This window comes from Streptomyces sp. NPDC059866, assembly GCF_042731325.1.
Lineage (GTDB): Bacteria > Actinomycetota > Actinomycetes > Streptomycetales > Streptomycetaceae > Streptomyces > Streptomyces flavusporus.
In genome coordinates, this window is record NZ_JBHWJT010000015.1 from 167,456 (window position 1) to 192,878 (window position 25,423).

The following is a 25,423-nucleotide window of genomic DNA, read 5'->3' on the forward strand; positions in this document are numbered from 1 at the left end:
CTCGGTCAGCTAGCGGTGTCGGTGCCAGGGCCTGCGTAGTCAGAGGTGAAGCAGGACTTGATGGCCTTCTCGGTGAGGGGGCGTCCGGCGAAGTCCAGTCGGGACTGCTTCTTGTCGTCGGGCTTGTCGTTCGGGTTGTCGTCGAAGTAGATCGACCACCAGTAGACGCCGCTCATCTGCCGTTCCTGGACGACCTGGCAGACGGCCGTGTACCAGTTCGCCTGCACCTCGGGGTTGACGGCACGCTTGGTGTAGAAGTCGCCGGGAGCCCGGTACGCGCCGTTCATGGCTCCGATGCCGGCCTCGGCGATGGTGATCTTCGGCAGGGGGCCGGTGGCCTTCTTGTCCAGCCAGTCGTTCCAGCCGTCGACGAGCGTGTCCACCGACGCGTCGTCCTCGACCTTGACGGGGAAGTAGGCGTCGACGCCGAGGTGGTTGACGGGCATGGTGATCGGGCCCCGGACGTAGTTGTCCCAGTTCGCGTCGTACGCGACCTCGCCGATGAACAGCTTCTCGGCATTGTCCACGAGGGCGTCCCAGCGGGGGTCACCTTCCATGGAGTTCAGCTCTGTGCCGATGACGAAGGTCGTCGCCTGCTCGCTGTCCGCCGCCTCCAGATAGGGCGTCAGGAATTCCTCGTACGAGGTGAACCAGGCATCACGGTCGGTCGGCTGGATGTTGCCGCGCCAGTCGCCGTTGTCCACGTCGAGGGACGCCTCGTCCAGCAGGGGCCGTACCGTGGTACGCAGTCCGGCCTCATGGAAGATCCCCAGGACGTCAGCCATCCGCTGCGGCGAGGGGGTCTTGTCGCTCGCACCGATCTCCGTGGAGTCGCGGCCGCCGGTGATGAACGGGAAGCTGATGCTCACCGAGTTGGCGTGCAGGCCCACTAGGTAGTTGGCCTGGAGCCGGGCCTGCTTCTCGACGTACTCCGCGGAGTCGGCGTTGTCCTCCCAGTAGATCTGGACACCCCACTGCGGCATGCCCTCTTTCCACTCTTTGTCCACCTTGGCCAGCTCCACGGTCGGGGACGTGGAGCCGCCGGTGCCGTCGCCCACGCCCGGAGCCTGGTCGGACGAGGTGCTCTCGTCGCCGTTGATCACGAGATGCGGAACCAGGGAGCCGGCCTCCCATCGCAGGGGGTGGTCACCGAGGACGAAGGGGACCGCGATCACCGAGGCGATGACGGTTATGGGCAGCACGGCAAGCATGGGCAAGCGGGCGCGCTTCATGAGGTGTCGGTCTCTTCCGGGTCAGGCGGGCTTGGCGATGACGACGAACTTGTTCTCCTCGCGGCGGATGAACTTCATCAGGCCCTTGAAGCCGCCGAGCCCTTCGAGGAGGGAGAACAGGGGCAGCAGGAGGAGGACCGCGATGGGCTCCCACCACTTGCGCCTGCCGTTCACCGAGGCGATCGCGTTGAGCCGCAGTCCTTCCCAGTACGCCCAGATCACATACGCGAAGCTGATCGACCACAGCACCACGACCGACTGGGTCACCGGCGAGGTGTTCATGTCGTTGATGATCCAGGCCATGAGCAGCACGGCTCCGATGTGCTGCAGCGGGCCGAGGATCCAGCTGGTGACACACATGGTCATGAACCAGCGGTAGCGGAAGGGCACCTTGCGGTTGAAGCAGAGGGCGACCAGGCCCCATGCCCAGCGTTCACGCTGCTTGACGAAGTCCTTCATGTTGGCCGGCGAGGCGCCGTAGCACCGACCGTTGAACCAGTCGCTGCGGCCCGGGTAGAGGCGGCAGAAGGTCAGGGCCAGCCGGGCGTCCTCGACGATCTCCTTGGGGCCGAAGTCCCAGCCGATCTCGGCCTCGATGGACGCACGGATGACGAGGAGTTCGCCGTGCACACCGGCGGCCGGCGTGCCGAGTCCCGTGAAGGCGCGGAACCGCGCGATGTCGTCCGCCGGGCGAATGGCGTCGGCGAACCACGTGAACATGTTGACCGCGTTCTCCCGCGGGTACGTCAGGATGCCCTGCGCCATGTGCTTGACCTCGTCGGGGGTCGCACGGCGCTGGCGGTTGATGAACTGGGCGAGAGACGCGGCGGTGTCGGGGCCGACGCCGGTGTCGTCGTCCATGTGCAGTACCCAGACGTTCTCCAGGGCCTCGCCCTCCGCGATGCGCAGCTCGTGGGCGTAGTTGTTGGCGCGGGCCTTGAAGCGGGTGCCGTTCTTGGTCTCGTAGGCCTTCGGGACGGTGACCACGCGGATCAGCGGGTGGCTCGCCGCAAGTGCGTCGATCCGGTCGGCGGCCTCGCAGCCCTCCTCGGTGAGGACGTCCACGCGCATGTACGGGAACCACTCGGGGAGGTGCTCCACGTAGGAGAGGACGGACCGCTCCAGGGCCGGGTAGGTGTCGTGGCGGCCGATGGTGGGCACGAGCGTGATCAGGAAGTCCTGTTCCACCGGCGCGGGCGGGGTCATCAGATGGGCCTTGCGGGCCCGGCGGCGGATCAGTACGAAGCCCTGGATCGACACGAGTACACCCGGGACGGGCAGGGCCCAGGCGATGGTGATCAGCCAGGCCAGCGGTGAGTCCGTGGGTGTGTACGACCAGAGGCTGAAGAAGAGCAGGACCACCAGCGGAATGAAAAACGGCAGGATGCCCGGCTTCCACGCGGCGGTGCGTTTCGCCAGCTTCGCGTTGTGCCGCGAATGCGGCATACCCCCGTCGACCAGTGTCGATGCCATGACGACTACGGAACTCCTGTGAGATCGATAGTGCGTTGAGGCAACAGATCTCGGTCATGGCACGGCGCAGCGCACCGCGACAGACTTGCTCCGGGTTTCTGCCCCCCGACGCCACCCTTGGCGTACGGCACGCGCCGCTCAGATGCCCCCCCGGGCGCCCAGAACTACGTGCCAAACAGGTGCACGATCCTGGCATATGCAGACGGACGTGTGAACACTTGTGAGGGAGATGTGTTCAAAAGTTAACCAAGTTAGGTCTGACGTGGTGATCTGACGTCGAATCCGCCGGTCTGTGCCGACCCGCCCTTGATCACCCGGCTCGAGCCGTACGTGCGCTTCACATCGGCGCCGGTGTTCTTGCCCCGCGGCTCGGAGACGTTGTCGTACGTCAGGGCCTGGCCCCACACCGTCCACAGCACCCACGGGGTCCTGGCCAGGGTGCTCGGCTGGGCCGCGTTGAGCGGGACGTGGAAGGACTCGGTGACGGCACGGGGTCTGCCGTACGGCTCCAGGCCCCGGTACCAGACCTCGGTCCAGCCCTCGCCGCGGAACGGCCGGGCGGGGGTGTCGCTGTAGTCGTCGACGCCCACGACGTCGACGTAGCGGCCGCCGGGGTAGTAGGGCCGGGGCTCCTTGCCGTAGCGGCCGTCCCAGGAGTTCGGCGCCCACACGAAGATCAGGTTGTGCAGTCCGCGGCGGCCCACGAGGTAGTCGTACGTCAGACGCCACAGCCTCCGGAACGCGGCCGGGTCCTGGCCGGCCCACCAGAAGCCCCGGCCCGGCGCCGTGTTCATCTCGTGGTACGGCCGCAGCAGCACCGGCACCCCGCGGTCGGCGAGGTAGCCCAGGTGGTCGGCGAGGAAGCCGAGGTCGTGGAGCAGCGCCCCGTGCTCGGTGGTGCCCGGGGTGACGACCCGGGTGAACCAGTCGGGGTCCCGTGCGCCGGGGGAGTTGCGGTGCTTGGTCTGTTCGAAGCCCTTGACCGGGCTGCCCGGGTACGGCTGGTGAAAGGAGAAGCCGACCAGACCCGACGGACCGCCGCCGTTGTGCGGCAGGGACACTTCGCCGCCGGAGGCGCAGTCCGTGTGCGTGCCCGAGGGGCGGTAGGAGCCGTCGGCCGGCCGGGGCAGGCCCGCCCACACGCCGACCGCCAGGTCGACGGCGTCGTCCACGTACCCCCAGTACCGGCGGCAGCCCGGCCATGCGCCGGAGTAGGAGCGGGTCCGGCCCACCGCCCAACCGGCTTGGCCGTAGCCCGGGCCGAGGTCCAGCTCGACGAAGCCCGGCAGCCGGCCGGTGATGTCCCGGGCCTTGCGGTAGTAGTAGCCCGGCTGCTTGGTGCCCCGGTAGTCGCCGTACGCCGGGTTGTACCGCTCGTTGTGCAGCTCCACGTGCTGGCCGATCACCGTGCGGCTCGGCCGACCCCGGCGCGCGTCGTTCTCCAGGGTCACCAGCAGGGCGTACACCCGGCGCGCGGCAGGGGTGGCGTGCGGGTCCCGTTTCCGCAGGTCGGTGGGTACCGACCTGCTCTCGTCGGCGCCCGTTTCCCGGTCCGGCCAGGCCGCCCGTATCCCGAGCGGCGCGAGCAGCGCCGCGCCGGCCCCGGCGCCGATCAGCCCGAGGCGCCCGCGCATCCGCATCGCGTCACCTACCGGAGTGGGCGCGCGGGCTGGTGGGACGGGTCACTCGTTGGCCGCCGCCGACGCCTGGGCCTCGCCGCGGCGGCGGATCTGGCGGAAGGTGAACTCGGCCAGGTCGTCGCCGGAGGAGAAGACTTCCGTGTTCTTCGGCGTCACATCGTTGCCGTTGGTGTAGCCGGCGATCGTGAAGTAGGCGTAGCGGCCGTAGAAGTTGGTCGTCGTGCGGCAGACCGCGGCGTTGCAGAAGTCCTTGATCCCGCCGCCGGACAGGGACTTGACCCTGCTCTTGCTGTCGGCCTCGGCTTTGGCCTTGGCCGCCCGGGCCTCAGTGTCGAAGACGGCCACGCCCACCGTCACCGCGACACTGCCCTTGGTGTAGGTGACACGGAGCAGACGGGTGCAGTCGTTCGCGTCGAGGACCTTCGGCAGTGTCCCGCTGGCCGCGTTGGCGCAGCTCTTCGTGTCGGCCGTCGGGCCCTTCTTGTACACGGTCTCGCCCATGGTCAGCTGGGTGCCCGGGAAGAGCCGGTCCGCGCTGAGCGGGGCCTTGTCCTTGTTCTTGCTGGAGACGAAGTCCTTCGGGTCCAGCGGCGGCGGGGCGCTGGTCGGCGCGAACGACGGGGCCGTGGCGGACTTGCTCGGGAGGTCGACGGTGGCCGGCAGCTGGGAGCTCGGCCGGTTCGAGGCCTGGCTGTCGCCGTTCGCCGAGACGACGGCCACGGCGACGGCAGCACCTATCGCCACGGTGGCGACTGCTCCGCCGCCGATGAGCAGCAGTCTGCGGCGCTTGTTGCGCGCCTCGGACGCCTCGGCGAGGGCAGCCCAGTCCGGGCTCTGGCCACCGGCGTCGTTCCAGGGCTGCTGCGAATGCGGTTTCCAGGGATCCCACTGGGACTGGGGTCCCCCCTGCCCAAAGCTCATGGGGCGCATCTTAGACGGGCCGAGGGGTGTGCTGGTCCGTCTCAACCGGCCCTGAAGCCCCTAGCGTTCGCTCCATGAGGACGGGCAAATGCGGCATCTCCGGGTGGTTGGTACGAAGGGCTTCGTGGCTGGTGCGTGCGGTGCTCGTCGACGTCGGGGTGGGGGTGCTGCTCTCCGGGGTCCCGGCGGCCTGCTCGCCGTACGGCTACTGCGTCCCGTTGGTGTCCCGCTGCTGGTCGCCCGGGTTGCGCAGGCGCCTGAGGCGGGCGGTCACGTTCTGTGTCGCGGCGATCGCGGTCCTGGGTGCGGGCGCGAGGTCCTAAGCTGGGGGGCGAACAGGTTGCCGGGCGGTGTCGACCCGTTTTGACCGGGTGGGCGCGCCGCAGGTATCCTGCATGTTCGTTGTGTATTGGCTTGCTCATTCTCACGGGACGGGCCCTTACACCGGTCCACCGGGCCGATGACCAGCGACCCCACGTACGCGGTTTGCGTCGCCGCCGTGCGGTCCAGGCTGTCGTGATCGTTTCGGTGACCTTGTTTAGGACCATTCACTCGAAGCGAAGGCTACGAACCGTGCGTACGTACAGCCCCAAGCCCGGCGATGTGACGCGCCAGTGGCACGTCATTGACGCTCAGGACGTCGTCCTGGGCCGTCTCGCCACCACTGCCGCCACCCTTCTGCGGGGCAAGCACAAGCCGATCTACGCGCCCCACGTCGACACCGGTGACTTCGTCATCATCGTCAACGCCGACAAGGTGCACCTCTCCGGCAACAAGCGGACCCAGAAGATGGCGTACCGCCACTCCGGCTACCCGGGTGGTCTGCGCTCCGTCCGTTACGACGAGCTGCTCGAGAAGAACCCCGAGAAGGCCATCGAGAAGGCCGTCAAGGGCATGCTCCCGAAGAACACCCTGGGCCGTCAGATGCTCTCGAAGCTGAAGGTCTACCGCGGCGAGAACCACCCCCACGCTGCTCAGCAGCCGGTTCCGTTCGAGATCACCCAGGTCGCGCAGTAAGTCCGGCCACCCCCTAAGACCGAAGAGAATCTGAGGAGAATCGTGGCCGAGACCACTGCCGAGCAGCCGCTCGAAGAGCTTGACATCGACAGCTACACCACCGAGTCCGAGGTCCCCGTCGAGGGCGAGTACACCTCGGAGTCCATGGCCTCCCGCTTCGGCGAGCCCCAGCCGGCCGCCGGCCTGGGCCGTCGCAAGAACGCCATTGCCCGCGTCCGGATCGTTCCGGGCTCCGGCAAGTGGAAGATCAACGGTCGCACCCTCGAGGACTACTTCCCGAACAAGGTGCACCAGCAGGAAGTCAACGAGCCCTTCAAGGTGCTCGAGCTCGAGGGCCGCTACGACATCATCGCCCGGATCGCCGGTGGCGGTGTCTCCGGTCAGGCCGGTGCGCTCCGTCTCGGTGTCGCCCGTGCGCTGAACGAGGCCGACGTCGACAACAACCGCGGCCCGCTCAAGAAGGCCGGCTTCCTCCGCCGCGACGACCGTGCGGTCGAGCGCAAGAAGGCCGGTCTGAAGAAGGCCCGCAAGGCTCCGCAGTACAGCAAGCGCTAAGCTTCGCTGCCTGCTGGTACGTACCCCGTACGTACTCCGAACGCCCCGGCGGCACGCCACTGTGCCGCCGGGGCGTTCGTTTATCACAGCCCACAGGCGTATAACGGCACAAGACGCTCAAAGGCTGGTGTGATCGGATGGCCAGGCATCGAATGCCTGGGACACGGGAGCCATGTGCGCGGGCCGCACCCGCACGGGCGACCGGAACTGACGCTTCCTCAGGAGGACAAGTGGGACGACTCTTCGGCACGGACGGCGTGCGCGGTGTCGCCAACGCGGATCTGACGGCCGAGATGGCGCTCGGTCTGTCGGTCGCGGCGGCCCACGTACTGGCCGAGGCGGGCACCTTCGCAGGCCACCGGCCCACGGCGGTGGTCGGGCGTGACCCGCGCGCGTCCGGGGAGTTCCTGGAGGCCGCCGTGGTCGCGGGCCTCGCCAGCGCCGGCGTGGACGTGCTGCGCGTCGGCGTGCTGCCGACGCCGGCCGTGGCGTATCTGACGGGTGCGCTGCGGGCCGACCTGGGTGTCATGCTCTCCGCCAGCCACAACGCCATGCCGGACAACGGCATCAAGTTCTTCGCCCGCGGCGGACACAAGCTCGCCGACGAGCTCGAGGACAAGATCGAGGCCGTGTACGAGGCGCACCGGCACGGTGAGCCCTGGGAGCGGCCCACCGGGGCCGGTGTCGGGCGGGTCCGGTCCTACGAGGAGGGCTTCGGCCAGTACGTCGGCCACCTGCTCGACGTACTGCCGAACCGGCTGGACGGGCTGAAGATCGTCCTGGACGAAGCGCACGGCGCGGCCTCGGGGGTCTCGCCGGAGGCGTTCGCGCGGGCCGGTGCCGAGGTCGTCACGATCGGGGCCGAGCCGGACGGGCTCAACATCAACGACGGGTGCGGGTCGACGCACCTGGGGCAGCTCAAGGCCGCGGTCGTCGAGCACGGGGCCGATCTCGGTATCGCGCACGACGGTGACGCGGACCGGTGCCTCGCCGTGGACCACACCGGTGAGGAAGTCGACGGCGACCAGATCCTGGCCGTGCTCGCGCTGGCGATGCGGGAACGTTCCGCTCTGCGGGCCGAGACCGTGGTGGCGACCGTGATGTCCAACCTCGGCTTCAAGCTGGCCATGGAGCGTGAGGGTATCGCGCTGGTGCAGACCGCGGTCGGTGACCGGTATGTGCTGGAAGAGATGAAGGAGCACGGCTTCGCGCTCGGTGGTGAGCAGTCCGGACACGTGATCATCCTGGATCACGCGACGACGGGTGACGGCACGCTGACCGGGCTGATGCTGGCCGCACGGGTCGCCGAGACGGGTCGTACGCTGCGCGAGCTGGCGGGCGTGATGGAGCGGCTGCCGCAGGTGCTGATCAATGTGCCGGATGTGGACAAGGCGCGGGTGAAGACGTCCGCGGATCTTGCGGCGGCGGTTGCCGAGGCGGAGCGGGAGCTGGGGTCCACCGGGCGGGTGCTGTTGCGGCCCTCGGGGACGGAGCCGCTGGTACGGGTGATGGTCGAGGCGGCGGATATTGATCAGGCTCGGTCTGTGGCGGGGCGGTTGGCTGATGCGGTGAAGTCGGCGCTGGGGTAGTTCCCGGTGCCGGGTTCTGGGCGGGGGTTCTGTGCTGGGCGGGCTGCGGGTTCGTTGTGGCTTGTCGCGCCCGCGCGGCGGAGCCGCATGCCGGCAGAGCCCCGCGCCCCTTACGGGGCGTTGCTCTTCCCGCGTTGGGGGGACCAGAGCCACTTCTGGGTCAGCAGGGTCAGGGTGCCGGCGAGGATGATGCCCAGCAGGTTGAGCAGGAGCTGTTCCGTGGAGCCCCAGGTCTGGCCCGTGTCGCCGTAGCTCAGGGCCACGGCTGCGTTGGCGGCGGCCGGGACGGTCGTCACGGAGATGGCGACGCCGACCATGGCGCCGGACTTCGCGGAGGTCAGGGAGAGGGTGCCGGCGGCGCCGGCGAGGACCGCCACCACGAAGGAGAACCAGTCGGGGGCGTAGACGAAGCCGGTCTGCGGCCGGTCAGCCTTCAGCTGGTCCCTGCTGAACAGCCCGACGGCGTCCATGAAGAGGCTGAAGCCCACCGTCACGGCCATCGCCACCGCGAAGCCCACGAGCAGCGCGATCAGTGAGCGCAGGGCCAGGTGCGGCCTGCGCTGCACCATCGCGGTGGAGATGCCCGCCAGCGGGCCGAACTCCGGGCCGACCGCCATTGCGCCCACGATCAGGATCGCGTTGTCGAGGACGACACCGCAGGCCGCGATCATCGTGGCCAGCGTGATGAAGGCGAGGTAGGTGATGGAGAGGGTCGACTCCTCGTGCGTCGCCTCCGTCAGGTGCTCCCACAGCACGGCGTCCGCGGGCTCGCCCGGAGCCTCCTCCTCGGCCTTCTCGGCCCGCTTGGACAGGGAGAGATCGATGTTCTCGACGGCGATGGAGCCGGTGTCGTCGAGGCCCATCCGCTGCAGTCCGGTGAGCAGCTCGTCGCCCGCCTCACGCGCCACGTCGCACATGACGACGTCCCCCGAGGGATTGCGGGCGGCGCCCGGCATCACGACCAGGTGCGTGGTGCCGACCGTCTTCTCGATCAGGCGGATCACGTCCCCGGTCTTCTCGGGCGGCGTGATCAGGCGCAGATGCAGCATGGCGGCAGCGTAACGGTCAGAGCTTGCGCAGGCTCAGGCGTTGCACCTTGTGGTCCGGGCCCTTGCGGATGATGAGGGTGGCGCGGCCGCGGGTGGGAGCGACGTTCTCGACGAGGTTGGGGCGGTTGATCGTGCGCCAGGTGGTGCGGGCGTAGTCGAGCGCCTCCTCCTCGGAGACCTGGGTGTACTTGCGGAAGTACGAGGACGGGTTCTGGAAGGCGGTTGCGCGCAGTTTCCTGAACCGGTTGAGGTACCAGCTCTCGATGTCCTCGGTGCGGGCGTCGACGTACACGCTGAAGTCGAAGTAGTCGGCGAGGCCGACCCGGGTGCGGCCGTCCTTGCCGGGGAGGGCGGGCTGGAGGACGTTCAGGCCCTCGACGATCAGGATGTCCGGGCGGCGGACCACGAGGCGTTCGCCGGGGACGATGTCGTAGATGAGGTGCGAGTAGACGGGGGCCGTCACCTCGTCCTTGCCGGCCTTGATGTCGGCGACGAAGCGGGTCAGGGCGCGGCGGTCGTACGACTCGGGGAAACCTTTTCGCGACATCAGGCCGCGGGCCTGGAGCTCCTTGGTGGGCAGCAGGAAGCCGTCCGTCGTCACCAGCTCCACGCGCGGGTGCTCGGGCCAGCGGGAGAGCAGGGCCTGCAGGAGGCGGGCGACGGTGGACTTGCCCACGGCCACCGAGCCGGCGACGCCTATGACGAAGGGGGTGCCCGACTGCGAGCCCTGTTCGCCGAGGAAGATGTTGAGCGCGCCTCTGAGGCCGTCCGTGGCGCCGATGTAGAGGTTGAGGAGCCGCGACAGCGGGAGGTAGATGTCCCGCACCTCGTCGAGGTCGATGACATCGCCGAGACCGCGCAGCTTCTCGACCTCCTCCGCGGTGAGCGGCAGCGGCGTCTTGTCCCGCAGCGCGCTCCACTCCGAGCGGGTGAGGTCGACGTAGGGAGTCGCCTCCGGCCTGGGCCGGTGGGCGCTCCGGGGCATCGAGGAGACCGGAGAGATCACAGTCCATTGTTACGGGAGGACGAACGGACGGTGAGGTGGGATCCGTCACGCCGCTCCCGGTGCCGCTCGGCGGGCCGGTCCCGTTGCGGTGTTCGTACCGGCGTGGGAATTTCCGAATTCGGGCACGCTGCGACCAGTTCTGCGCTGAAAACGATCGTAGGCTGCCGGTCATGTGCGGAATCGTGGGATACGTGGGAGCGCAGTCGGCGCTCGAGGTCGTGACGGCCGGGCTGAAGCGGCTGGAGTACCGGGGATACGACTCGGCGGGCGTCGCCGTGCTCGCGGACGGCGGACTGGCGGCGGCGAAGAAGGCCGGGAAGCTGGTCAACCTGGAGAAGGAACTGGCGGACCGGCCGCTGCCGACGGGCACGACGGCGATCGGGCACACGCGGTGGGCCACGCACGGCGGGCCGACGGACGCGAATGCGCATCCGCATCTCGACAACGCCGGGCGGGTCGCCGTCGTGCACAACGGGATCATCGAGAACTTCGCCCGTCTGCGCGCGGAGCTGGAGGAGCGCGGGCACTCGCTGACGTCCGAGACCGACACCGAGGTCGTCGCGCATCTGCTGGCCGAGGAGTTCTCGTCGTGCGCGGATCTCGCGGAGGCGATGCGGCTGGTGTGCCGACGGCTGGAAGGGGCGTTCACGCTGGTCGCGGTGCATGCCGACGAGCCGGATGTGGTGGTGGGGGCGCGGCGGAACTCGCCGCTGGTGGTGGGTGTTGGAGAGGGCGAGGCCTTTCTCGCCTCGGACGTCGCCGCGTTCATCGCCCACACGCGGTCGGCGATCGAGCTGGGTCAGGACCAGGTGGTGGAGCTGCGCCGGAACGGGGTGACGGTGACCGGCTTCGACGGCCGTCCGGCGGACGTCCGGTCGTACCACATCGACTGGGACGCGTCGGCCGCGGAAAAGGGGGGCTATGACTACTTCATGCTCAAGGAGATCGCCGAGCAGCCCAAGGCGGTCGCCGATACGTTGCTGGGGCGCATCGACGCGGCCGGCTCACTGACGCTGGACGAGGTACGGATCCCTCCGGGGGTGCTGCGGGAGGTCGACAAGGTCGTCATCGTGGCGTGCGGTACGGCCTTCCACGCCGGGTTGATCGCGAAGTACGCCATCGAGCACTGGACCCGCATCCCGTGCGAGGTGGAGCTGGCGAGCGAGTTCCGCTACCGGGATCCCATCCTCGATCAGCAGACCCTGGTCATCGCCATCTCCCAGTCCGGCGAGACCATGGACACGCTGATGGCCGTACGGCACGCGCGCGAGCAGGGCTCGAAGGTGCTGGCGATCTGCAACACGAACGGTTCGACGATTCCGCGTGAGTCGGATGCGGTGCTGTACACGCATGCCGGTCCCGAGGTGGCGGTCGCCTCGACCAAGGCGTTTCTGACGCAGCTCGTGGCGTGTTACCTGGTGGCGCTGTATCTGGCGCAGGTGCAGGGCACCAAGTGGGCGGACGAGATCCGGGACGTCATCCGGGAGTTGTCGAGGATCTCCGGCGAGGTCCGGCAGGTCCTTCAGACCATGGAGCCGGTACGGGAGCTGGCGCGCTCGCTCGCCTCGAAGAACACGGTGCTCTTCCTGGGCCGGCATGTCGGTTATCCGGTCGCCCTTGAGGGCGCGCTGAAGCTGAAGGAACTCGCCTACATGCACGCCGAGGGGTTTGCGGCGGGTGAGCTGAAGCACGGTCCGATCGCGTTGATCGAGGAGGACCTGCCGGTGGTGGTGGTCGTGCCGTCGCCGCGGGGTCGGTCCGTGCTCCACGACAAGATCGTGTCCAACATCCAGGAGATCCGGGCGAGGGGTGCGCGGACGATCGTGATCGCGGAGGAGGGGGACGAGGCGGTGGTGCCGTACGCCGACCATCTCGTACGGATTCCGGTGACGCCGACGTTGCTTCAGCCGCTGGTGGCTACGGTGCCGTTGCAGGTGTTCGCATGCGAGTTGGCTACTGCGCGGGGGAACGAGGTGGATCAGCCTCGGAATCTGGCGAAGTCGGTGACGGTGGAGTAGGGCCCGCTCTTCAAGGCTTCTGTGAAGGGGGTGAAGGCTCCGGTCGGGAAGGTGAGGGTGGCCCTGGCCGGGGCCTTGGAGTCGCGGACGGCAACGTGGGTGGGGGAGTTTGCGATCTCCACGCAGTCGTTGCCGTCGCCTTCTCCGGAGTAAGAGGACTTCCGCCAGTTGTCGAGGGTGGTCATGGGGTGCCTCACAGCTCTTTCGCCAGCTTGTGAATGAAGTCGCGCGACCGCTCGGGGGCGAGTGCTACAGCCTCCACTTTACGGAACCGCGTTCGATAGGCGTTGAGCTGAGCTTCGGAGTCGATGAAGATCGAGCCATAGGGCGCGTCCCGCACCACCGTGTCCAACTTGGGCAGGGGGCCGCCCACGTAGGTCATGGTGTTCGAAGCCCTGGAGAAGCCGTCCAGGTCGAAAGGGATGACGCGGAGGGTGATGTGGTTCGCTTCGGAAAGCTCGACGAGGCGGGCGAGTTGAGTCCGTGAGGCGGCGCGGTCGCTGACCCTGATGCGCAGTGCCGCCTCGTGGATCACCACTTCGTACGGGATGCTGATCTCCTGACGTGCCATACGGTGGCGGACCCGCAACTCAAGCTCATCAGGCGTGAGTTCTGGCACCCGGGAAGAGAAGACGGAGCGGGCGTATTGCTCGGTCTGAAGCAAGCCCGGTACGAACAGGATGGCTACCTCGCGGCGGAACGAGGCGTGGTGGTCCAGTTCCGACAGGTCCAGGAACGACGTGGGCAGCAGGCCTCGGTACTCCTCCCACCAACCGCGTGTCCGGTCGGTGGCCATCGCGACCAGGGCATCGATGAACTCGTCGTCCGTGCAGGCGTAGTGGGACGCGAGGCGGCGAAGTCGCTGCTCACTCACGCCCGCGAGCCCGGACTCGATGTGCGTGATTTGGGCGGGGCTCACTCCGAGCAGCGCCGCCGCCTGGCGGGCGTTGAGATCAGCTGCCTCGCGGAGTCTGCGCAATTCAGTCGCCAGACGAAGCTGACGTGCCGTCGGTTCGCGCCTCAAAGCTCTCGACTGCTCCTAGGCCGAACGCGCCTGTGGGCGCGACTCGTTCGGGGCCAGATTACGTGATCGGCTTGCTGCATCTCTAGATTTAGATCTGCCGTCTGTGATGCGACGCGCACGCTGCGGAACGCCGGGACCCCGGAAGCGCACCGCGCCGTCCTGCCATGACGGCTGAGGCAATGACACCGCCGGGCATCGCATCAACCCCTCACCATCCACCGGAGGTTGCCGCATGCCCGAAAACGAGTCCTGGGAATACTCCCTCTGCATCCCGAACGACCTTCGAGCGGTCACCATCAGTCGCCGTACCCTCCGGCTGATCCTCACGATGCACGGCCTGATCCGGCTCGTCGACGTCGCCGAACTGCTGGCGACCGAGCTGGTCTCCAACGCCGTACGGCATACCAAAGGGCCAGCGGCGCTGCGGGTGCGCTGGTCGGCCGGCGTGTTGCGCATCGGGGCGTGGGGCGCCGACCCCGAACCGCCCGAACCGCCACGGCTGCTCGGGCAGCTCGCCGAGTCGGAGGAGGGGCGTGGGCTGGCGCTCGTGCGGGCCTGCGCCGATGTGTGGGGGTGGCAGTTGCTGGCCAGGGACGGTAACCGGGGCAAGTACGTGTGGTGCGAGCTGGCTGCCGCCGCGTAAGGCGTGTTGCTCAGCCGTCGGCTGGTGACGTGACCGTCCGGGCCGCTCGCTCGCTTCTCACCCGTGCTGGAACGGACCGAGTCAAGGGTGGCCCGCAGGGCCATCGCCGAAGGCGACGCGGAGCGCCCTTTACTCGGGCCGTGGAAGCACGACACTGACAAAGAAGCGGGCGGCCCCGACGGCAACCCCGCCATCCGACAGCAACTCCTGGAGATGCCCGCCCCCGTCGTCGCGGACGCCCTTGGCTACCACGACAAGACCACCACCCGGCTCCGTACCGAGGCCGGAGGTACCTGGAGCCGATACGCCCCCCGCGACCACACACGGTCACCAGCTGGCTGGACTCCACCACGCAACAGCTGAATAGGCAAGCTCACCAGTATGGAACACCCCAGTACAAGGCCGCTTCCAGCGCCGGGCGGGGCGCCCAGGTGTGGATGTACTCACGCCCGGGCATGGCCGTGGTCATGGCGGACAGTGGTGCTGTGCTGGGATTGATCGGGGCAGTAGGCGGGGCCTTGGTCGGTGGGGCTGCGGGTGTATACGGTCCTCTTCTCAGGCGAAGTACCGCCTGCCTGTACTGCTTGTCGTGGTCTGTCAGGACAGGGCCACGGCCAAGTGGGCGGCCGGCCCCTTCGACTGCGGCACGCGTGGCTGGACGGCTCAACGGACGTGTCCGCTGGTCGCCGGGCCGAACAACCTGCCGGTGATCATTGACGCCAGGACCGCGGCGAAGAACCCGGCACTGGCCGTGCTCTCCGCCTTGGCGCACGCCCGCAGCCCCGAGTGCGACGCCATACTGGAGGCGATCGGCCGCGCCCTTCAGGCACTCCACGAGACGGACCCTGAGACCGCTGGGTACTTCTTCGAGTTCCTGGAAATCAACCTGGGGAACACCCCAGCCGGAGAGAAATGGAGGAGAGACATGTCGTTCGTCAGTTACTTCCCCGGTCGGGGGACGGTTCGTGAGACGGCCTACCTGGAAGGCAAGACGGAGGCAAGACGGAAGGCAAGGCCGAAGACCGTGCCTCGCTGATCCTGCGTGTGCTGGAGAAGCACGGCATCTTCGTCTCCGAGGAGGCGCGGGAGCGCATCACCTCGTGCTCGGACCTTGACACCCTCACTCTCTGGTTCGACCGGTCCCTGACCGCCACGACGACCGAAGACCTTTTCGCCGAGGACCCGGAGGTTCCGGGGACCAGTCCGGAACGGGCCTGAATCTGATCACCGGTGAGCCGAGCCTGGGGGCGCCCGGCGGATCGTAGAGTGCCCAGGTGAGCATCATCGGGGTCGGTATCGACGTGGCCGAGATCGATCGGTTCGCGGCGTCGCTGGAGCGGACGCCTGGGCTGGTCGACCGGCTGTTTGTGCAGAGCGAGTTGCTGCTGCCCAGCGGGGAGCGAAGGGGCGTTGCCTCGCTCGCCGTGCGGTTTGCCGCGAAGGAGGCCCTCGCCAAGGCCTTGGGAGCGCCGCCCGGGCTGCACTGGACGGACGCCGAGGTGTACGTCGAGGACAGTGGGCAGCCTCGGCTGAAGGTGACCGGCACCGTGGCGGCTCGGGCGGCGGAGTTGGGTGTGCGGTCGTGGCACCTGTCGCTCAGTCATGACGCCGGAGTGGCCTCGGCCGTTGTCATCGCCGAGGGGTGAGACGGACCGCCGAGGCCGAACCCCGCGTCAGCAGATCGACTGGGTGCTGTTCACCAGCGTGTTGTTGCGGAACGTGGTGTTCGTGCCGCAGGGGCTTTCGCGGATCGCGGAGTTGGTCACCGTCAGGTTCTGGATGGTGATGTCGGAGTTGTTCGGGAACTCCGAGCGGGCCGCCAGGCGGATCTCGCCGCCGCCGGTGACGCTGCCGCTCTGGGCGGCGATGTTCACGTTGTAGCAGTTCTCGATCAGGATCGAGTTGTTGCCGGTGTTGGAGATGTTCACCCGGTCGATGACCGCTCCGCCGCTCTCGGAGACGCAGAAGACGCCGCGGCCGCCACCGCGGGCGATCACCTCGCCCACGCGGATGTTGGTGGGATAGCCGCTGCCCACCCGGCCGTTGCGGTTGGCCATGCGGAACGCGGCGTAGCCCGTGCCGGTGCCTGCGCCGTCCGCGTCGACCTTCGTGACCGTCGCGTTGATGGTCTGGTTCAGCAGCAGCCCCGACTCACCGACGTTCCGGGCGGTGACCGTGCCGATGGTGATGCCGTCCACGCCGTACGTCTCGACCGCGTGGCTGCTCGCGCCGGAGACGTAGACGTTGTCTATGCGGACGTTGCGTGTCCATTGGGTGGTGTCGCCGCGGTTGTCGATGCGGATGCCGAGGCCGGCCGAGAGACGCATGTCGATCTGACCGAGGATCACGTTCTGGACGTTGCGCAGGAAGACGCCGTAGAGCGGGCTGCCGGTGACGTTCAGGTGCTGGACCTCCACGTCACGGGTGCCGCGGGAGTAGACCGGCGCCTGGTCGCCGGAGCCCGTGCCGGTGACGTTGATCGTGCCGCAGACGTCGAGGACGGTGTAGCTGGGGAGGGAGATGCGGGATCCGGCGGACATCGAACCCGAGTCGCGTACGACCACGCGTTCCTTGGCAGTACGGCCCGCAGTGAGGCTGTTGACGGCCGCCTGGACCGCTGCCCGCATGTCGGTGCCCGTGTGGACGACGCTGCCGCCGCGGCGGGCGGTCCAGGTGCTGCCGCTCTGCACGGCCTCCGCCTGATACGAGCCCTCACCGCAGGCGGCGGCCGCCCGGGCGGGAGCGGCGGTGGCCTGGGCGGGGGCGGTGAGCGTGCCTGCGGTGGTGAGGAGGGCGACCGCGCCGGTGGCGGCGAGAAGTGCGGCTCTGCGTCCCATGGGGGTTGGGTCCTCTCGTCGAATCGTTCGACTGAATCGATTCATCCTGTGGGGGCCGGTGAGTTTGGCAACGCGGTGGCCAAGCGTCAATGGGTGCGACGAGGTTGGTGATGTGGGGGAGACTCGGGCGTATGCGGACTGCGTACAGCGTGGAGACGGTCAGGGCGGCTGAACGGGACTTGATGGCGCGGCTTCCGGAGGGGGCGTTGATGCAGCGGGCGGCCGCCGGGCTCGCCGCGGCCTGCGCGGACCTGCTGGGGCGGGTGTACGGCAGCCGGGTCGTGCTGCTGGTCGGCAGTGGGGACAACGGGGGTGACGCGCTGTACGCCGGGGCGCGGCTGGCCCGGCGCGGTGCGGGGGTGACAGCGGTGTTGCTGTCGCCCGAGCGTGCCCATGCGGGTGGGCTCGGGGCGTTGCGGCGGGCGGGGGGTGTCGTCGCGGGGGCCGGTGGCGCCGAGGAGTTGATCGGGCGGGCCGATCTCGTCGTGGACGGGATCGTCGGGATCGGGGGCAAGGGCGGGCTGCGCGCGGAGGCGGTGCCGCTGGCGGAGGCGGCGGCGCGGGGGCGGGCTGCCGTGGTCGCGGTGGATCTGCCGAGTGGCGTCGATGTCGACACCGGGGAGGTGCGGGGGGCGGCCGTACGGGCCGATCTCACGGTGACGTTCGGGACGCACAAGCCGGGGCTGCTGGTGGATCCGGCGCGGGAGTACGCCGGGTCGGTGCGGCTCGTCGACATCGGGCTGGAGCTGCCTGCCGAGGCCGAGTTGGAGGCGTTGCAGCACGCGGATGTGGCGGCGCTGCTGCCGATGCCGGTGTCGGAGAGCGACAAGTACCGGCGGGGCGTTGTCGGGATCGCCGCCGGATCGGCGCGGTATCCGGGCGCCGCGGTGCTCGCCGTCGCCGGGGCCCTGCGGGGTGGGGCGGGGGCCGTGCGGTATGTGGGGCCGGCCGGGGATGCGGTGATCGCGCGGTTCCCGGAGACGCTCGTGTCCGATCAGGGGCCTCGGCGGGCGGGGCGGGTGCAGGCGTGGGTCGTCGGGCCGGGGGCCGGGGACGACGCGGGGACGGTGGCCGAGGTACTGGCGGCCGACGTGCCGGTGCTGGTGGATGCGGACGGGCTGCGGCTGGCCGACGCCGGGGCGGTACGGGGGCGTGGCGCGCCCACGTTGATGACTCCGCATGCCGGGGAGGCGGCGGCGTTGCTGGGGGTTGCGCGGGAGGAGGTCGAGGGGGCTCGGCTTGCGGCGGTGCGGGAGTTGGCGGGGCGGTACGGGGCGACCGTGCTGTTGAAGGGGTCGACGACGTTGGTTGCCGGGGCGGGGGGTGGGCCCGTACGGGTGAATCCGACGGGGACGCCGTGGCTCGCCACGGCGGGGAGCGGGGATGTGCTGTCCGGGCTTGCCGGGTCGTTGCTGGCGGCGGGGCTTTCTGCGGTGGATGCGGGGAGTGTGGCGGCGTATCTGCATGGGCTGGCCGGGCGGTATGCGGCGGATGGGGCGCCGGTGGGGGCGCATGATGTGGCGGGGGCGATTGGGGGGGCTTGGCGGGATGTGTGTGGGTGAGTGGGTGCCGGGGGGGCCGGCGGTGGGTGGGGTGCGTCACCCGGCGACGGGTGGGTGACCGTCGGGGCAGTGGGCGGCGGGTGGGGTGCATAACCCGGCGCTGCGGGGTGCCGCTGCGCCCACCCGTGCCGCCCCAGCGGCACGACTGCCCGCAGCTGCGTGCGGTGCGGCTGCCCGCGGCTGCCCGCAGCTACGTGCGGTGCGGCTGCGTGCGGTGTGGCTGCTCGCGGCTGAGTGTCGAAGGGACGTCCGATCGCTCTGAGACACTAAGCGCGATGAGTACGACTGCACACCTGCCCAGCGCCCCGTTGCGTGCCCGGGCCGAGATTGATCTGGGGGCCCTTCGGGCCAATGTGCGTGCCCTGCGTGCGCAGGCGCCCGGTGCGGCTCTGATGGCCGTGGTGAAGTCCGAGGCGTATGGCCACGGGGCGCTGCAGTGCGCCCGCGCGGCGGTGGACGCGGGGGCGACCTGGCTGGGTACGGCCACGCCCGAGGAGGCGCTGGCGCTGCGCGCGGCGGACGGGCTGCCGGCGGACGTCAGGATCATGTGCTGGCTGTGGACGCCCGGCGGGCCCTGGCGGGAGGCGATCGAGGCCGGTCTCGACGTCTCCGTCAGCGGGATGTGGGCCCTGCGGGAGGTCACCGAGGCGGCGCGCGGGGCCGGCCGGCCGGCGCGGGTGCAGCTCAAGGCCGACACCGGGCTCGGGCGGGGCGGCTGTCAGCCGGGCGAGGACTGGGCCGAGCTCGTCGGGCAGGCGGTCAGGGCGGAGGCCGAGGGGATCCTTCGGGTCACCGGGCTGTGGTCGCACTTCGCCTGCGCCGACGAGCCCGGGCATCCGTCCATCGCCCTCCAGCTCGGGCGGTTCCGGGAGATGGTGGCGTACGCCGAGGGGGCGGGCCTGCGGCCCGAGGTACGGCACATCGCGAACTCGCCGGCCACGCTCACGCTTCCCGAGGCCCACTTCGACCTCGTACGGACCGGGATCGCGTTGTACGGCATCTCGCCCAGCCCCGAGATCGGCACCCCGGCCGACTTCGGGCTGCGCCCCGTGATGACGCTGTCGGCCTCGCTGGCGCTGGTCAAGCAGGTGCCCGGGGGACACGGGGTCAGCTACGGGCATCGGTACACCACCCCCGGCGAGACCACCCTCGGCCTCGTCCCGCTCGGCTACGCGGACGGCATCCCGCGGCACGCCTCGGGGACCGGGCCGGTGCTGATCGGCGGCAAGTGGCGGACCGTCGCGGGGCGGATCGCGATGGACCAGTTCGTCGTCGACCTGGGGGGCGACGTGCCCGGGCCGGGGGCGGAAGCCGTACTGTTCGGGCCCGGCGACCGCCGGGAGCCCACCGCCGAGGACTGGGCGCAGGCCGCGGGGACCATCGCGTACGAAATCGTCACGCGCATCGGAACACGTGTTCCCCGCGTCTATGTGAACGGGGAGCAGGACGGGTAACCCGCCCAGAGGTCCCGCAGCAGTACATCGGCATCGTGTGTGACAGACACCGGAACCACCCGACCCACCAGCCCGGCGAAGAGGAGCGGTACGTGAGCGAGAGCAGTGCGGAGGGCGTAGCGAGCGCCGCCGCGGCGGCCGTCGCCTCCGCAACGGGGGCGGCCGACAACTGGCGCAAGGTCACCGGCATCGCGGGCGCCGCCATAGGAGTCATCGCCGCGGGCGCGGCGGCCGGCGTCGCGATAGAACGGATGACCGTCGGCCGCGGCATACGGAAGAAGGCGCGGCTCGCCCTCGACTCGGCGGGGCCGTACGGCGCACTGCGCGGCACACCCGGCCGCGCCTACGCCGAGGACGGCACCGAGCTGTACTACGAGGTCGACGAGGTCGAGACCGAGGCGGGAGTGGCGCCGCGCCGCCGCCGGCTCTTCGGCCGCAAGGCGCCCGCGCCCGTCACCGTCGTCTTCAGCCACGGCTACTGCCTCAGCCAGGACTCCTGGCACTTCCAGCGGGCCGCGCTCCGCGGTGTCGTCCGGACCGTCCACTGGGACCAGCGCAGCCACGGCCGGTCGGGTCGGGGGGTCGCGCAGGTGCAGGACGGCGCGCCGGTCACCATCGACCAGCTCGGCAGCGACCTGAAGGCCGTCCTCGACGCGGCCGTGCCCGAGGGGCCGATCGTGCTGGTCGGGCACTCCATGGGCGGGATGACGGTGATGTCCCTGGCCGACCGGTATCCGGAGCTGATCCGCGAGCGGGTCGTCGCCGTGGCGCTCGTGGGTACGTCGTCGGGGCGGCTCGGCGAGGTCAACTTCGGGCTGCCCGTCGCGGGCGTCAACGCGGTGCGGCGGGTGCTCCCCGGCGTGCTGAGGGCGCTCGGGCAGCAGGCCGAGCTGGTGGAGAAGGGGCGGCGGGCCACCGCCGATCTGTTCGCCGGGATCATCAAGCGCTACTCCTTCGCCTCCCGGGACGTCGACCCGGCGGTCGCCCGGTTCGCGGAGCGGATGATCGAGGGCACGCCGATCGACGTGGTCGCCGAGTTCTACCCGGCGTTCACCGACCACGACAAGACGGAGGCGCTCGCCCTCTTCCAGGACCTGCCGGTGCTCGTCCTGGCCGGGGTCAAGGACCTCGTCACGCCGAGCGAGCACAGCGAGGCCATAGCCGATCTGCTGCCGGAGGCCGAGCTGGTGCTCGTGCCGGACGCCGGGCACCTGGTGATGCTGGAGCACCCGGAAGTGGTCACCGACCGGCTCGCCGACCTGCTCACCCGCGCGGGTGCCGTTCCCGCAGGGGCTACCGTGGGTGGCTATGGAAGCACCACCGCACAACCCGGCTGAGACCGAGCTGATCGTCCACTCGCCCGAGCAGATGCGCGAGCTCGGCCGCCGCCTGGCCAAGCTGCTGCGCGCCGGCGACCTGGTACTGCTCAGCGGTGAGCTCGGCGCGGGCAAGACGACGCTGACCCGCGGACTCGGCGAGGGCCTCGGGGTGCGCGGCGCGGTCACCTCGCCGACGTTCGTGATCGCCCGGGTGCACCCCTCCCTGGGGGACGGGCCTCCGCTGGTCCACGTCGACGCCTACCGGCTGGGCGGCGGTCTGGACGAGATGGAGGATCTCGACCTCGATGTCTCGTTGCCCGAGTCGGTGATCATCGTGGAGTGGGGCGAGGGCAAGGTCGAGGAACTGACCGACGACCGGCTGCACGTCGTGATCCACCGGGCCGTCGGGGACACGACGGACGAGGTGCGGCACGTGACGCTCACCGGGATCGGGGAGCGCTGGGCCGCGGTGGACCTGAGTGTGCTCTCGGCCTGAGAGGCCGGGTGGTCTGGGAACTTCATGAACGTTCCGACAATGCGTCGGCAAGATGTTGCGTCCGGCCGCTCCGGCGTGGTCACATGGTATCCAGTCCGTAGTTAGGTCTACCTAACTACGTCCGCCCCCGGGCCTCAGGAGGCGTCCATGTCGGCTACGGAACGAGACGAGACGGTGCCGCGCGTGGTGGCCGGGGTGTCGATGCGCGACCTGCTGGCGTCCTGTGCCGCCGCGCACGCGATCTCGACGCCGCCGCGCGACCCCGAGCCGAGGGCGCCGCAGGTACCGCACGTACGCCAGGCTTCCGAGGGTCACCGTGAGGCGGCGTAGCTCTATCGGATGACGACGACCTTCTGGCCGATCGTCGCGAACTTCCACATTTCGTTGCCGTCCGCGCGGGACTGGCGGATGCCGCCGGTCCGCGCCTTCGGGTCGGGCGGTGGGGTCAGGCCGTTCTTCGCCGCGCTGAAACCGATGGGCACGTGGTCCACGCTGGTGAAGCGGACGACGTGCTCGACGGGGATGCCGTCGGATCCGGTGACCGCGCCCGAGCGGGACGTGACGTAGTAGGTGTCCGGCGCGGGGTCGACGGTGCTCGGGGTGACCCGGAAGGTGCGCACGACCCTGTTGTCCGGGCCGACCAGCCACACCCGGTCGTCGTCCAGGGAGTACACGACCCGTTCGCCGGTGCCGGAGTTGCCGGGCAGGGCGGTGGGGTTGTTCCTGTCCCGGGGGGCCTTCGACGCAGCCGCCGATCTGTCGCCCGCCGCGCTCAGCTCCGCCGGGATGTTCGCCGACGCCTGATAGCCGAGATACCCGACCGTCACGAGGGCCGCCGCCGTGAGACCGGTGACGAGTCCGGCGCTGGTGCTGGACACGGACGTCCACCTCCGGGTCGTTTTGTCCACGTCTGTGGTGAATCTGTGGTGACGCTAGCAGTAGCGGAGACGTGGGCCGGGGTGCCCCGAGGAGCCGTAGGCTGTTTGCGTGCTCTTGCTCGCTCTTGATACCGCAACGCCCGCCGTCACCGTCGCGCTGCACGACGGTACGGACGTCATCGCCTCGTCGAGCCAGGTGGACGCCCGCCGGCACGGTGAGCTGCTGTTGCCGGCCGTCCACCGTGTGCTCGGCGAGGCGGGGCTCACGCTGGACGCCGTCACGCGGATCGTCGTGGGGGTCGGCCCGGGCCCGTACACCGGGCTGCGCGTCGGCCTGATGACCGCCGACACCTTCGGGCTCGCGCTCGGCGTGCCCGTGCACGGCGTGTGCACGCTGGACGGCCTCGCCTACGCCGCCGACATGGAGGGCCCCTTCGTCGTGGCGACCGACGCCCGGCGCAAGGAGGTCTACTGGGCGCGGTACGCCGACTCCCGCACCCGCGTCACGGACCCGGCCGTCGCCCGGCCCGCCGACATCGCCGCGCAGGTCGAGGGGCTGCCCGCGGTCGGTGCGGGCGCGCTGCTGTACCCGGACACCTTCCCGGTCGTGCACGAGCCCGAGCACGTCTCCGCGGCCGCCCTCGCCCGGCTGGCCGCCGAGAGGCTCGGCAAGGGTGAGGAACTCCCCGCGCCCCGCCCGCTGTATCTGCGCCGGCCCGACGCCCAGGTGCCCAAGAACTACAAGGTGGTCACCCCGAAGTGACCGCGCCCGTGACGCCCGTGACGCCCGTGACGCCCGTGCTGCGTGAGATGCGCTGGTGGGACATCGATCCCGTGCTGGAGCTGGAGCGGGACCTGTTCCCCGAGGACGCCTGGTCGCGGGGCATGTTCTGGTCCGAGCTCGCTCATGCGCGCGGCCCCGGGGCGACCCGGCGGTACGTGGTGGCGGAGGACGAGGCCGGCCGGATCGTCGGGTACGCGGGCCTCGCCTCCGCCGGTGACATCGGGGACGTCCAGACGATCGCCGTCGCTCGTGACCACTGGGGCACCGGACTCGGCGGGCGGCTGCTGACCGAGCTGCTGCGGGCCGCGACCGCCTTCGAGTGCGCCGAGGTGATGCTCGAGTGCCGGGTGGACAACGTCCGCGCCCAGAAGCTGTACGAGCGCTTCGGCTTCGAGCCCATCGGCTTCCGGCGCGGCTACTACCAGCCGGGGAACGTGGACGCCGTGGTGATGCGTCTGGCGACCGCGCCCGACAGCGGCTCCGCCGCGGGCGTGCCCTCTGGCCCCGCTGCGCCCGCTGCTCCCTCTGCTCCCTCAGCTCCCTCAGCACCTTCTGCACCCTCTGAACAAGGAACCGAGATCCATGACTGACGAACCCCTGGTCCTGGGGATCGAGACCTCCTGCGACGAGACCGGCGTCGGCATCGTCCGCGGCACCACCCTGCTCGCGGATGCCGTCGCCTCCAGCGTCGACGAGCACGCCCGCTTCGGCGGGGTCGTGCCGGAGGTCGCGTCCCGCGCGCACCTGGAGGCGATGGTGCCGACCATCGACCGGGCGCTGAAGGAGGCAGGGGTCAGCGCGAAGGACCTCGACGGCATTGCGGTGACCGCAGGTCCGGGGCTCGCGGGCGCGCTGCTCGTCGGGGTCTCGGCGGCGAAGGCGTACGCCTACGCGCTGGGCAAGCCGCTGTACGGCGTCAACCACCTCGCCTCCCACATCTGCGTCGACCAGCTGGAGCACGGGGCGCTGCCGGAGCCGACGATGGCGCTGCTGGTGTCCGGCGGGCATTCGTCGCTGCTTCTCTCCTCCGACATCACCTCCGACGTCCGTCCGATGGGCGCGACCATCGACGACGCGGCCGGCGAGGCCTTCGACAAGATCGCCCGGGTGCTGAACCTCGGCTTCCCGGGCGGCCCGGTCATCGACCGGTACGCGAAGGAGGGCGACCCGGACGCCATCGCGTTCCCGCGCGGTCTGACCGGCCCACGCGATCCGGTGTACGACTTCTCCTTCTCCGGACTGAAGACGGCCGTGGCCCGCTGGATCGAGGCCAGACGGGCGGCGGGGGAGGAGGTGCCGGTGCGGGACGTGGCGGCGTCCTTCCAGGAGGCGGTCGTGGACGTGCTGACCCGCAAGGCCGTACGGGCCTGCAAGGACGAGGGCGTCGACCACCTGATGATCGGCGGCGGTGTGGCCGCCAACTCCCGGCTGCGGGCGCTGGCCCAGGAGCGGTGCGAGGCGGCCGGGATCCGGCTGCGGGTGCCCCGGCCGAAGCTGTGCACGGACAACGGCGCGATGGTCGCGGCGCTGGGCGCGGAGATGGTGGCACGCAATCGGCCGGCGTCGAGCTGGGACCTGTCGGCGGACTCGTCGCTGCCGGTGACGGACCCGCATGTGCCCGGGCACGATCACGTGCACGAGGTCAGCAAGGAGAACCTGTACTCGTGACGGTGGCGTTGATGTGGGAGGCGCGGGCGGTTCCCGGGCGCGGGGCGGACCTGCTGGCCTGGGCCGCCGCGCAGCAGCTCCCCGGGCAGCCGCTGCGCCGCGAGATCTTCCGCGCCCCGCAGGACCGCGTCCTCGTCATCACCTGGTGGGACGCGCCCTACGATGCCGTCCTCCCCGAACTGCCGGAGCCGGACGGGGAGTTGGTCACTCGGGCGGTGCATCGGTGGCGGTTCGAGTCGGTGCGGGCGGACTGACCGG

General features: G+C 70.0%; 29 protein-coding genes. 19 read left to right on the plus strand and 10 right to left on the minus strand.

The genetic code is table 11. The features are described 5' to 3' along the window. Positions 1 to 5 precede the first annotated feature (5 nt). The 4 genes from ACFV7R_RS23990 to ACFV7R_RS24005 form a co-directional block, all read right to left on the minus strand. Complete coding sequence (locus ACFV7R_RS23990; protein WP_385266660.1) at positions 6 to 1,232, minus strand: glycoside hydrolase family 113; 1,227 nt, start codon at positions 1,230 to 1,232, stop codon at positions 6 to 8. Between the two features lie 21 nt (positions 1,233 to 1,253). Then, positions 1,254 to 2,705 carry a glycosyltransferase family 2 protein gene (locus ACFV7R_RS23995; protein ID WP_385266662.1) on the minus strand — a complete coding sequence of 484 codons (1,452 nt, stop codon included), beginning with the start codon at positions 2,703 to 2,705 and terminating at the stop codon, positions 1,254 to 1,256. Positions 2,706 to 2,956: 251 nt separating this feature from the next. After that, entirely contained in the window at positions 2,957 to 4,339 is a 1,383-nt protein-coding gene (locus ACFV7R_RS24000) for a glycoside hydrolase family 26 protein (RefSeq protein ID WP_385266665.1), read from the minus strand. A 48-nt stretch (positions 4,340 to 4,387) separates the two neighbouring features. Then, positions 4,388 to 5,266, minus strand: coding sequence for a hypothetical protein (locus ACFV7R_RS24005; RefSeq protein WP_385266668.1), 879 nt, complete (start codon positions 5,264 to 5,266; stop codon positions 4,388 to 4,390). A gap of 74 nt (positions 5,267 to 5,340) precedes the next feature. Between ACFV7R_RS24005 and ACFV7R_RS24010 the strand changes: the two genes are divergently transcribed. The 4 genes from ACFV7R_RS24010 (at position 5,341) to glmM (ending at position 8,427) form a co-directional block, all read left to right on the plus strand. Next, positions 5,341 to 5,589, plus strand: a complete 249-nt coding sequence (locus ACFV7R_RS24010) for a hypothetical protein (protein ID WP_385266671.1) — start codon at positions 5,341 to 5,343, stop codon at positions 5,587 to 5,589. A 250-nt stretch (positions 5,590 to 5,839) separates the two neighbouring features. Continuing rightward, positions 5,840 to 6,283, plus strand: a complete 444-nt coding sequence (rplM, locus tag ACFV7R_RS24015; protein WP_385266674.1) for a 50S ribosomal protein L13 — start codon at positions 5,840 to 5,842, stop codon at positions 6,281 to 6,283. A gap of 42 nt (positions 6,284 to 6,325) precedes the next feature. Next, complete coding sequence (rpsI, locus tag ACFV7R_RS24020; RefSeq protein ID WP_385266677.1) at positions 6,326 to 6,838, plus strand: 30S ribosomal protein S9; 513 nt, start codon at positions 6,326 to 6,328, stop codon at positions 6,836 to 6,838. Positions 6,839 to 7,068: 230 nt separating this feature from the next. Next, a complete protein-coding gene (gene glmM / locus ACFV7R_RS24025) occupies positions 7,069 to 8,427 on the plus strand; it encodes a phosphoglucosamine mutase (RefSeq protein WP_385266679.1) in 1,359 nt (452 codons plus the stop codon). A gap of 110 nt (positions 8,428 to 8,537) precedes the next feature. On the opposite strand, the gene ACFV7R_RS24030 is transcribed toward glmM, so the two are convergent. Further along, a complete protein-coding gene (locus ACFV7R_RS24030) occupies positions 8,538 to 9,476 on the minus strand; it encodes a DUF389 domain-containing protein (protein ID WP_385266682.1) in 939 nt (312 codons plus the stop codon). Between the two features lie 16 nt (positions 9,477 to 9,492). Then, entirely contained in the window at positions 9,493 to 10,461 is a 969-nt protein-coding gene (coaA, locus tag ACFV7R_RS24035; RefSeq protein ID WP_385266685.1) for a type I pantothenate kinase, read from the minus strand. Positions 10,462 to 10,652: 191 nt separating this feature from the next. Here coaA and glmS point away from each other — a divergent pair, with 191 nt between their 5' ends. Further along, positions 10,653 to 12,500, plus strand: a complete 1,848-nt coding sequence (gene glmS, locus ACFV7R_RS24040; protein ID WP_385266688.1) for a glutamine--fructose-6-phosphate transaminase (isomerizing) — start codon at positions 10,653 to 10,655, stop codon at positions 12,498 to 12,500. Here the strand turns inward: glmS and ACFV7R_RS24045 are convergent. Beyond that, entirely contained in the window at positions 12,461 to 12,685 is a 225-nt protein-coding gene (locus tag ACFV7R_RS24045; protein ID WP_385266691.1) for a DUF397 domain-containing protein, read from the minus strand. The two genes, glmS and ACFV7R_RS24045, sit on opposite strands and share 40 nt — an antisense overlap. Positions 12,686 to 12,693: 8 nt before the next feature. Continuing rightward, positions 12,694 to 13,524, minus strand: a complete 831-nt coding sequence (locus ACFV7R_RS24050; RefSeq protein ID WP_385266694.1) for a helix-turn-helix domain-containing protein — start codon at positions 13,522 to 13,524, stop codon at positions 12,694 to 12,696. A gap of 232 nt (positions 13,525 to 13,756) precedes the next feature. Here ACFV7R_RS24050 and ACFV7R_RS24055 point away from each other — a divergent pair, with 232 nt between their 5' ends. From ACFV7R_RS24055 to ACFV7R_RS24075, 5 genes are all read left to right on the plus strand, one after another. Beyond that, on the plus strand, positions 13,757 to 14,167 hold the full coding sequence (locus ACFV7R_RS24055; protein ID WP_385266697.1) for an ATP-binding protein: 411 nt from the start codon (positions 13,757 to 13,759) through the stop codon (positions 14,165 to 14,167). Between the two features lie 63 nt (positions 14,168 to 14,230). Then, positions 14,231 to 14,530: a hypothetical protein gene (locus tag ACFV7R_RS24060; protein WP_385266700.1), complete on the plus strand. Its 300-nt coding sequence runs from the start codon at positions 14,231 to 14,233 to the stop codon at positions 14,528 to 14,530. A gap of 226 nt (positions 14,531 to 14,756) precedes the next feature. Then, entirely contained in the window at positions 14,757 to 15,203 is a 447-nt protein-coding gene (locus ACFV7R_RS24065) for a hypothetical protein (protein WP_385266703.1), read from the plus strand. 8 nt (positions 15,204 to 15,211) lie between these two features. Beyond that, positions 15,212 to 15,385, plus strand: coding sequence for a hypothetical protein (locus tag ACFV7R_RS24070; RefSeq protein ID WP_385266705.1), 174 nt, complete (start codon positions 15,212 to 15,214; stop codon positions 15,383 to 15,385). Positions 15,386 to 15,441: 56 nt separating this feature from the next. Beyond that, positions 15,442 to 15,813, plus strand: a complete 372-nt coding sequence (locus ACFV7R_RS24075; protein WP_385266708.1) for a holo-ACP synthase — start codon at positions 15,442 to 15,444, stop codon at positions 15,811 to 15,813. A gap of 27 nt (positions 15,814 to 15,840) precedes the next feature. Here the strand turns inward: ACFV7R_RS24075 and ACFV7R_RS24080 are convergent, their stop codons facing one another. After that, complete coding sequence (locus ACFV7R_RS24080; protein WP_385266711.1) at positions 15,841 to 17,004, minus strand: hypothetical protein; 1,164 nt, start codon at positions 17,002 to 17,004, stop codon at positions 15,841 to 15,843. Between the two features lie 131 nt (positions 17,005 to 17,135). Here ACFV7R_RS24080 and ACFV7R_RS24085 point away from each other — a divergent pair, with 131 nt between their 5' ends. The 5 genes from ACFV7R_RS24085 (at position 17,136) to ACFV7R_RS24105 (ending at position 22,165) form a co-directional block, all read left to right on the plus strand. After that, on the plus strand, positions 17,136 to 18,566 hold the full coding sequence (locus ACFV7R_RS24085) for an NAD(P)H-hydrate dehydratase (RefSeq protein WP_385266714.1): 1,431 nt from the start codon (positions 17,136 to 17,138) through the stop codon (positions 18,564 to 18,566). Positions 18,567 to 18,841: 275 nt separating this feature from the next. Continuing rightward, positions 18,842 to 20,020, plus strand: a complete 1,179-nt coding sequence (gene alr / locus ACFV7R_RS24090) for an alanine racemase (protein ID WP_385266717.1) — start codon at positions 18,842 to 18,844, stop codon at positions 20,018 to 20,020. 92 nt (positions 20,021 to 20,112) lie between these two features. Continuing rightward, a complete protein-coding gene (locus ACFV7R_RS24095; RefSeq protein WP_385266720.1) occupies positions 20,113 to 21,357 on the plus strand; it encodes an alpha/beta fold hydrolase in 1,245 nt (414 codons plus the stop codon). Further along, positions 21,329 to 21,835: a tRNA (adenosine(37)-N6)-threonylcarbamoyltransferase complex ATPase subunit type 1 TsaE gene (gene tsaE / locus ACFV7R_RS24100; protein WP_129799246.1), complete on the plus strand. Its 507-nt coding sequence runs from the start codon at positions 21,329 to 21,331 to the stop codon at positions 21,833 to 21,835. The genes ACFV7R_RS24095 and tsaE overlap by 29 nt, the downstream gene beginning before the upstream one ends. Before the next feature lie 147 nt (positions 21,836 to 21,982). Continuing rightward, positions 21,983 to 22,165, plus strand: a complete 183-nt coding sequence (locus ACFV7R_RS24105; protein WP_385266723.1) for a hypothetical protein — start codon at positions 21,983 to 21,985, stop codon at positions 22,163 to 22,165. 2 nt (positions 22,166 to 22,167) lie between these two features. Here the strand turns inward: ACFV7R_RS24105 and ACFV7R_RS24110 are convergent, their stop codons facing one another. Continuing rightward, a complete protein-coding gene (locus ACFV7R_RS24110) occupies positions 22,168 to 22,713 on the minus strand; it encodes a hypothetical protein (protein ID WP_385266725.1) in 546 nt (181 codons plus the stop codon). A 109-nt stretch (positions 22,714 to 22,822) separates the two neighbouring features. Between ACFV7R_RS24110 and tsaB the strand changes: the two genes are divergently transcribed. From tsaB to ACFV7R_RS24130, 4 genes are read left to right on the plus strand one after another with little or no spacing between them, the layout of a single operon-like run. Next, a complete protein-coding gene (tsaB, locus tag ACFV7R_RS24115; protein ID WP_385266728.1) occupies positions 22,823 to 23,476 on the plus strand; it encodes a tRNA (adenosine(37)-N6)-threonylcarbamoyltransferase complex dimerization subunit type 1 TsaB in 654 nt (217 codons plus the stop codon). A gap of 47 nt (positions 23,477 to 23,523) precedes the next feature. After that, positions 23,524 to 24,087 carry a ribosomal protein S18-alanine N-acetyltransferase gene (gene rimI, locus ACFV7R_RS24120; protein WP_385266820.1) on the plus strand — a complete coding sequence of 188 codons (564 nt, stop codon included), beginning with the start codon at positions 23,524 to 23,526 and terminating at the stop codon, positions 24,085 to 24,087. Then, complete coding sequence (gene tsaD, locus ACFV7R_RS24125) at positions 24,080 to 25,165, plus strand: tRNA (adenosine(37)-N6)-threonylcarbamoyltransferase complex transferase subunit TsaD (protein ID WP_385266731.1); 1,086 nt, start codon at positions 24,080 to 24,082, stop codon at positions 25,163 to 25,165. The genes rimI and tsaD overlap by 8 nt, the downstream gene beginning before the upstream one ends. Further along, the gene (locus tag ACFV7R_RS24130; protein ID WP_385266734.1) at positions 25,162 to 25,419 is read left to right on the plus strand and encodes a hypothetical protein; all 258 of its coding nucleotides are present in this window, start codon (positions 25,162 to 25,164) and stop codon (positions 25,417 to 25,419) included. The genes tsaD and ACFV7R_RS24130 overlap by 4 nt, the downstream gene beginning before the upstream one ends. Positions 25,420 to 25,423 lie beyond the last annotated feature (4 nt).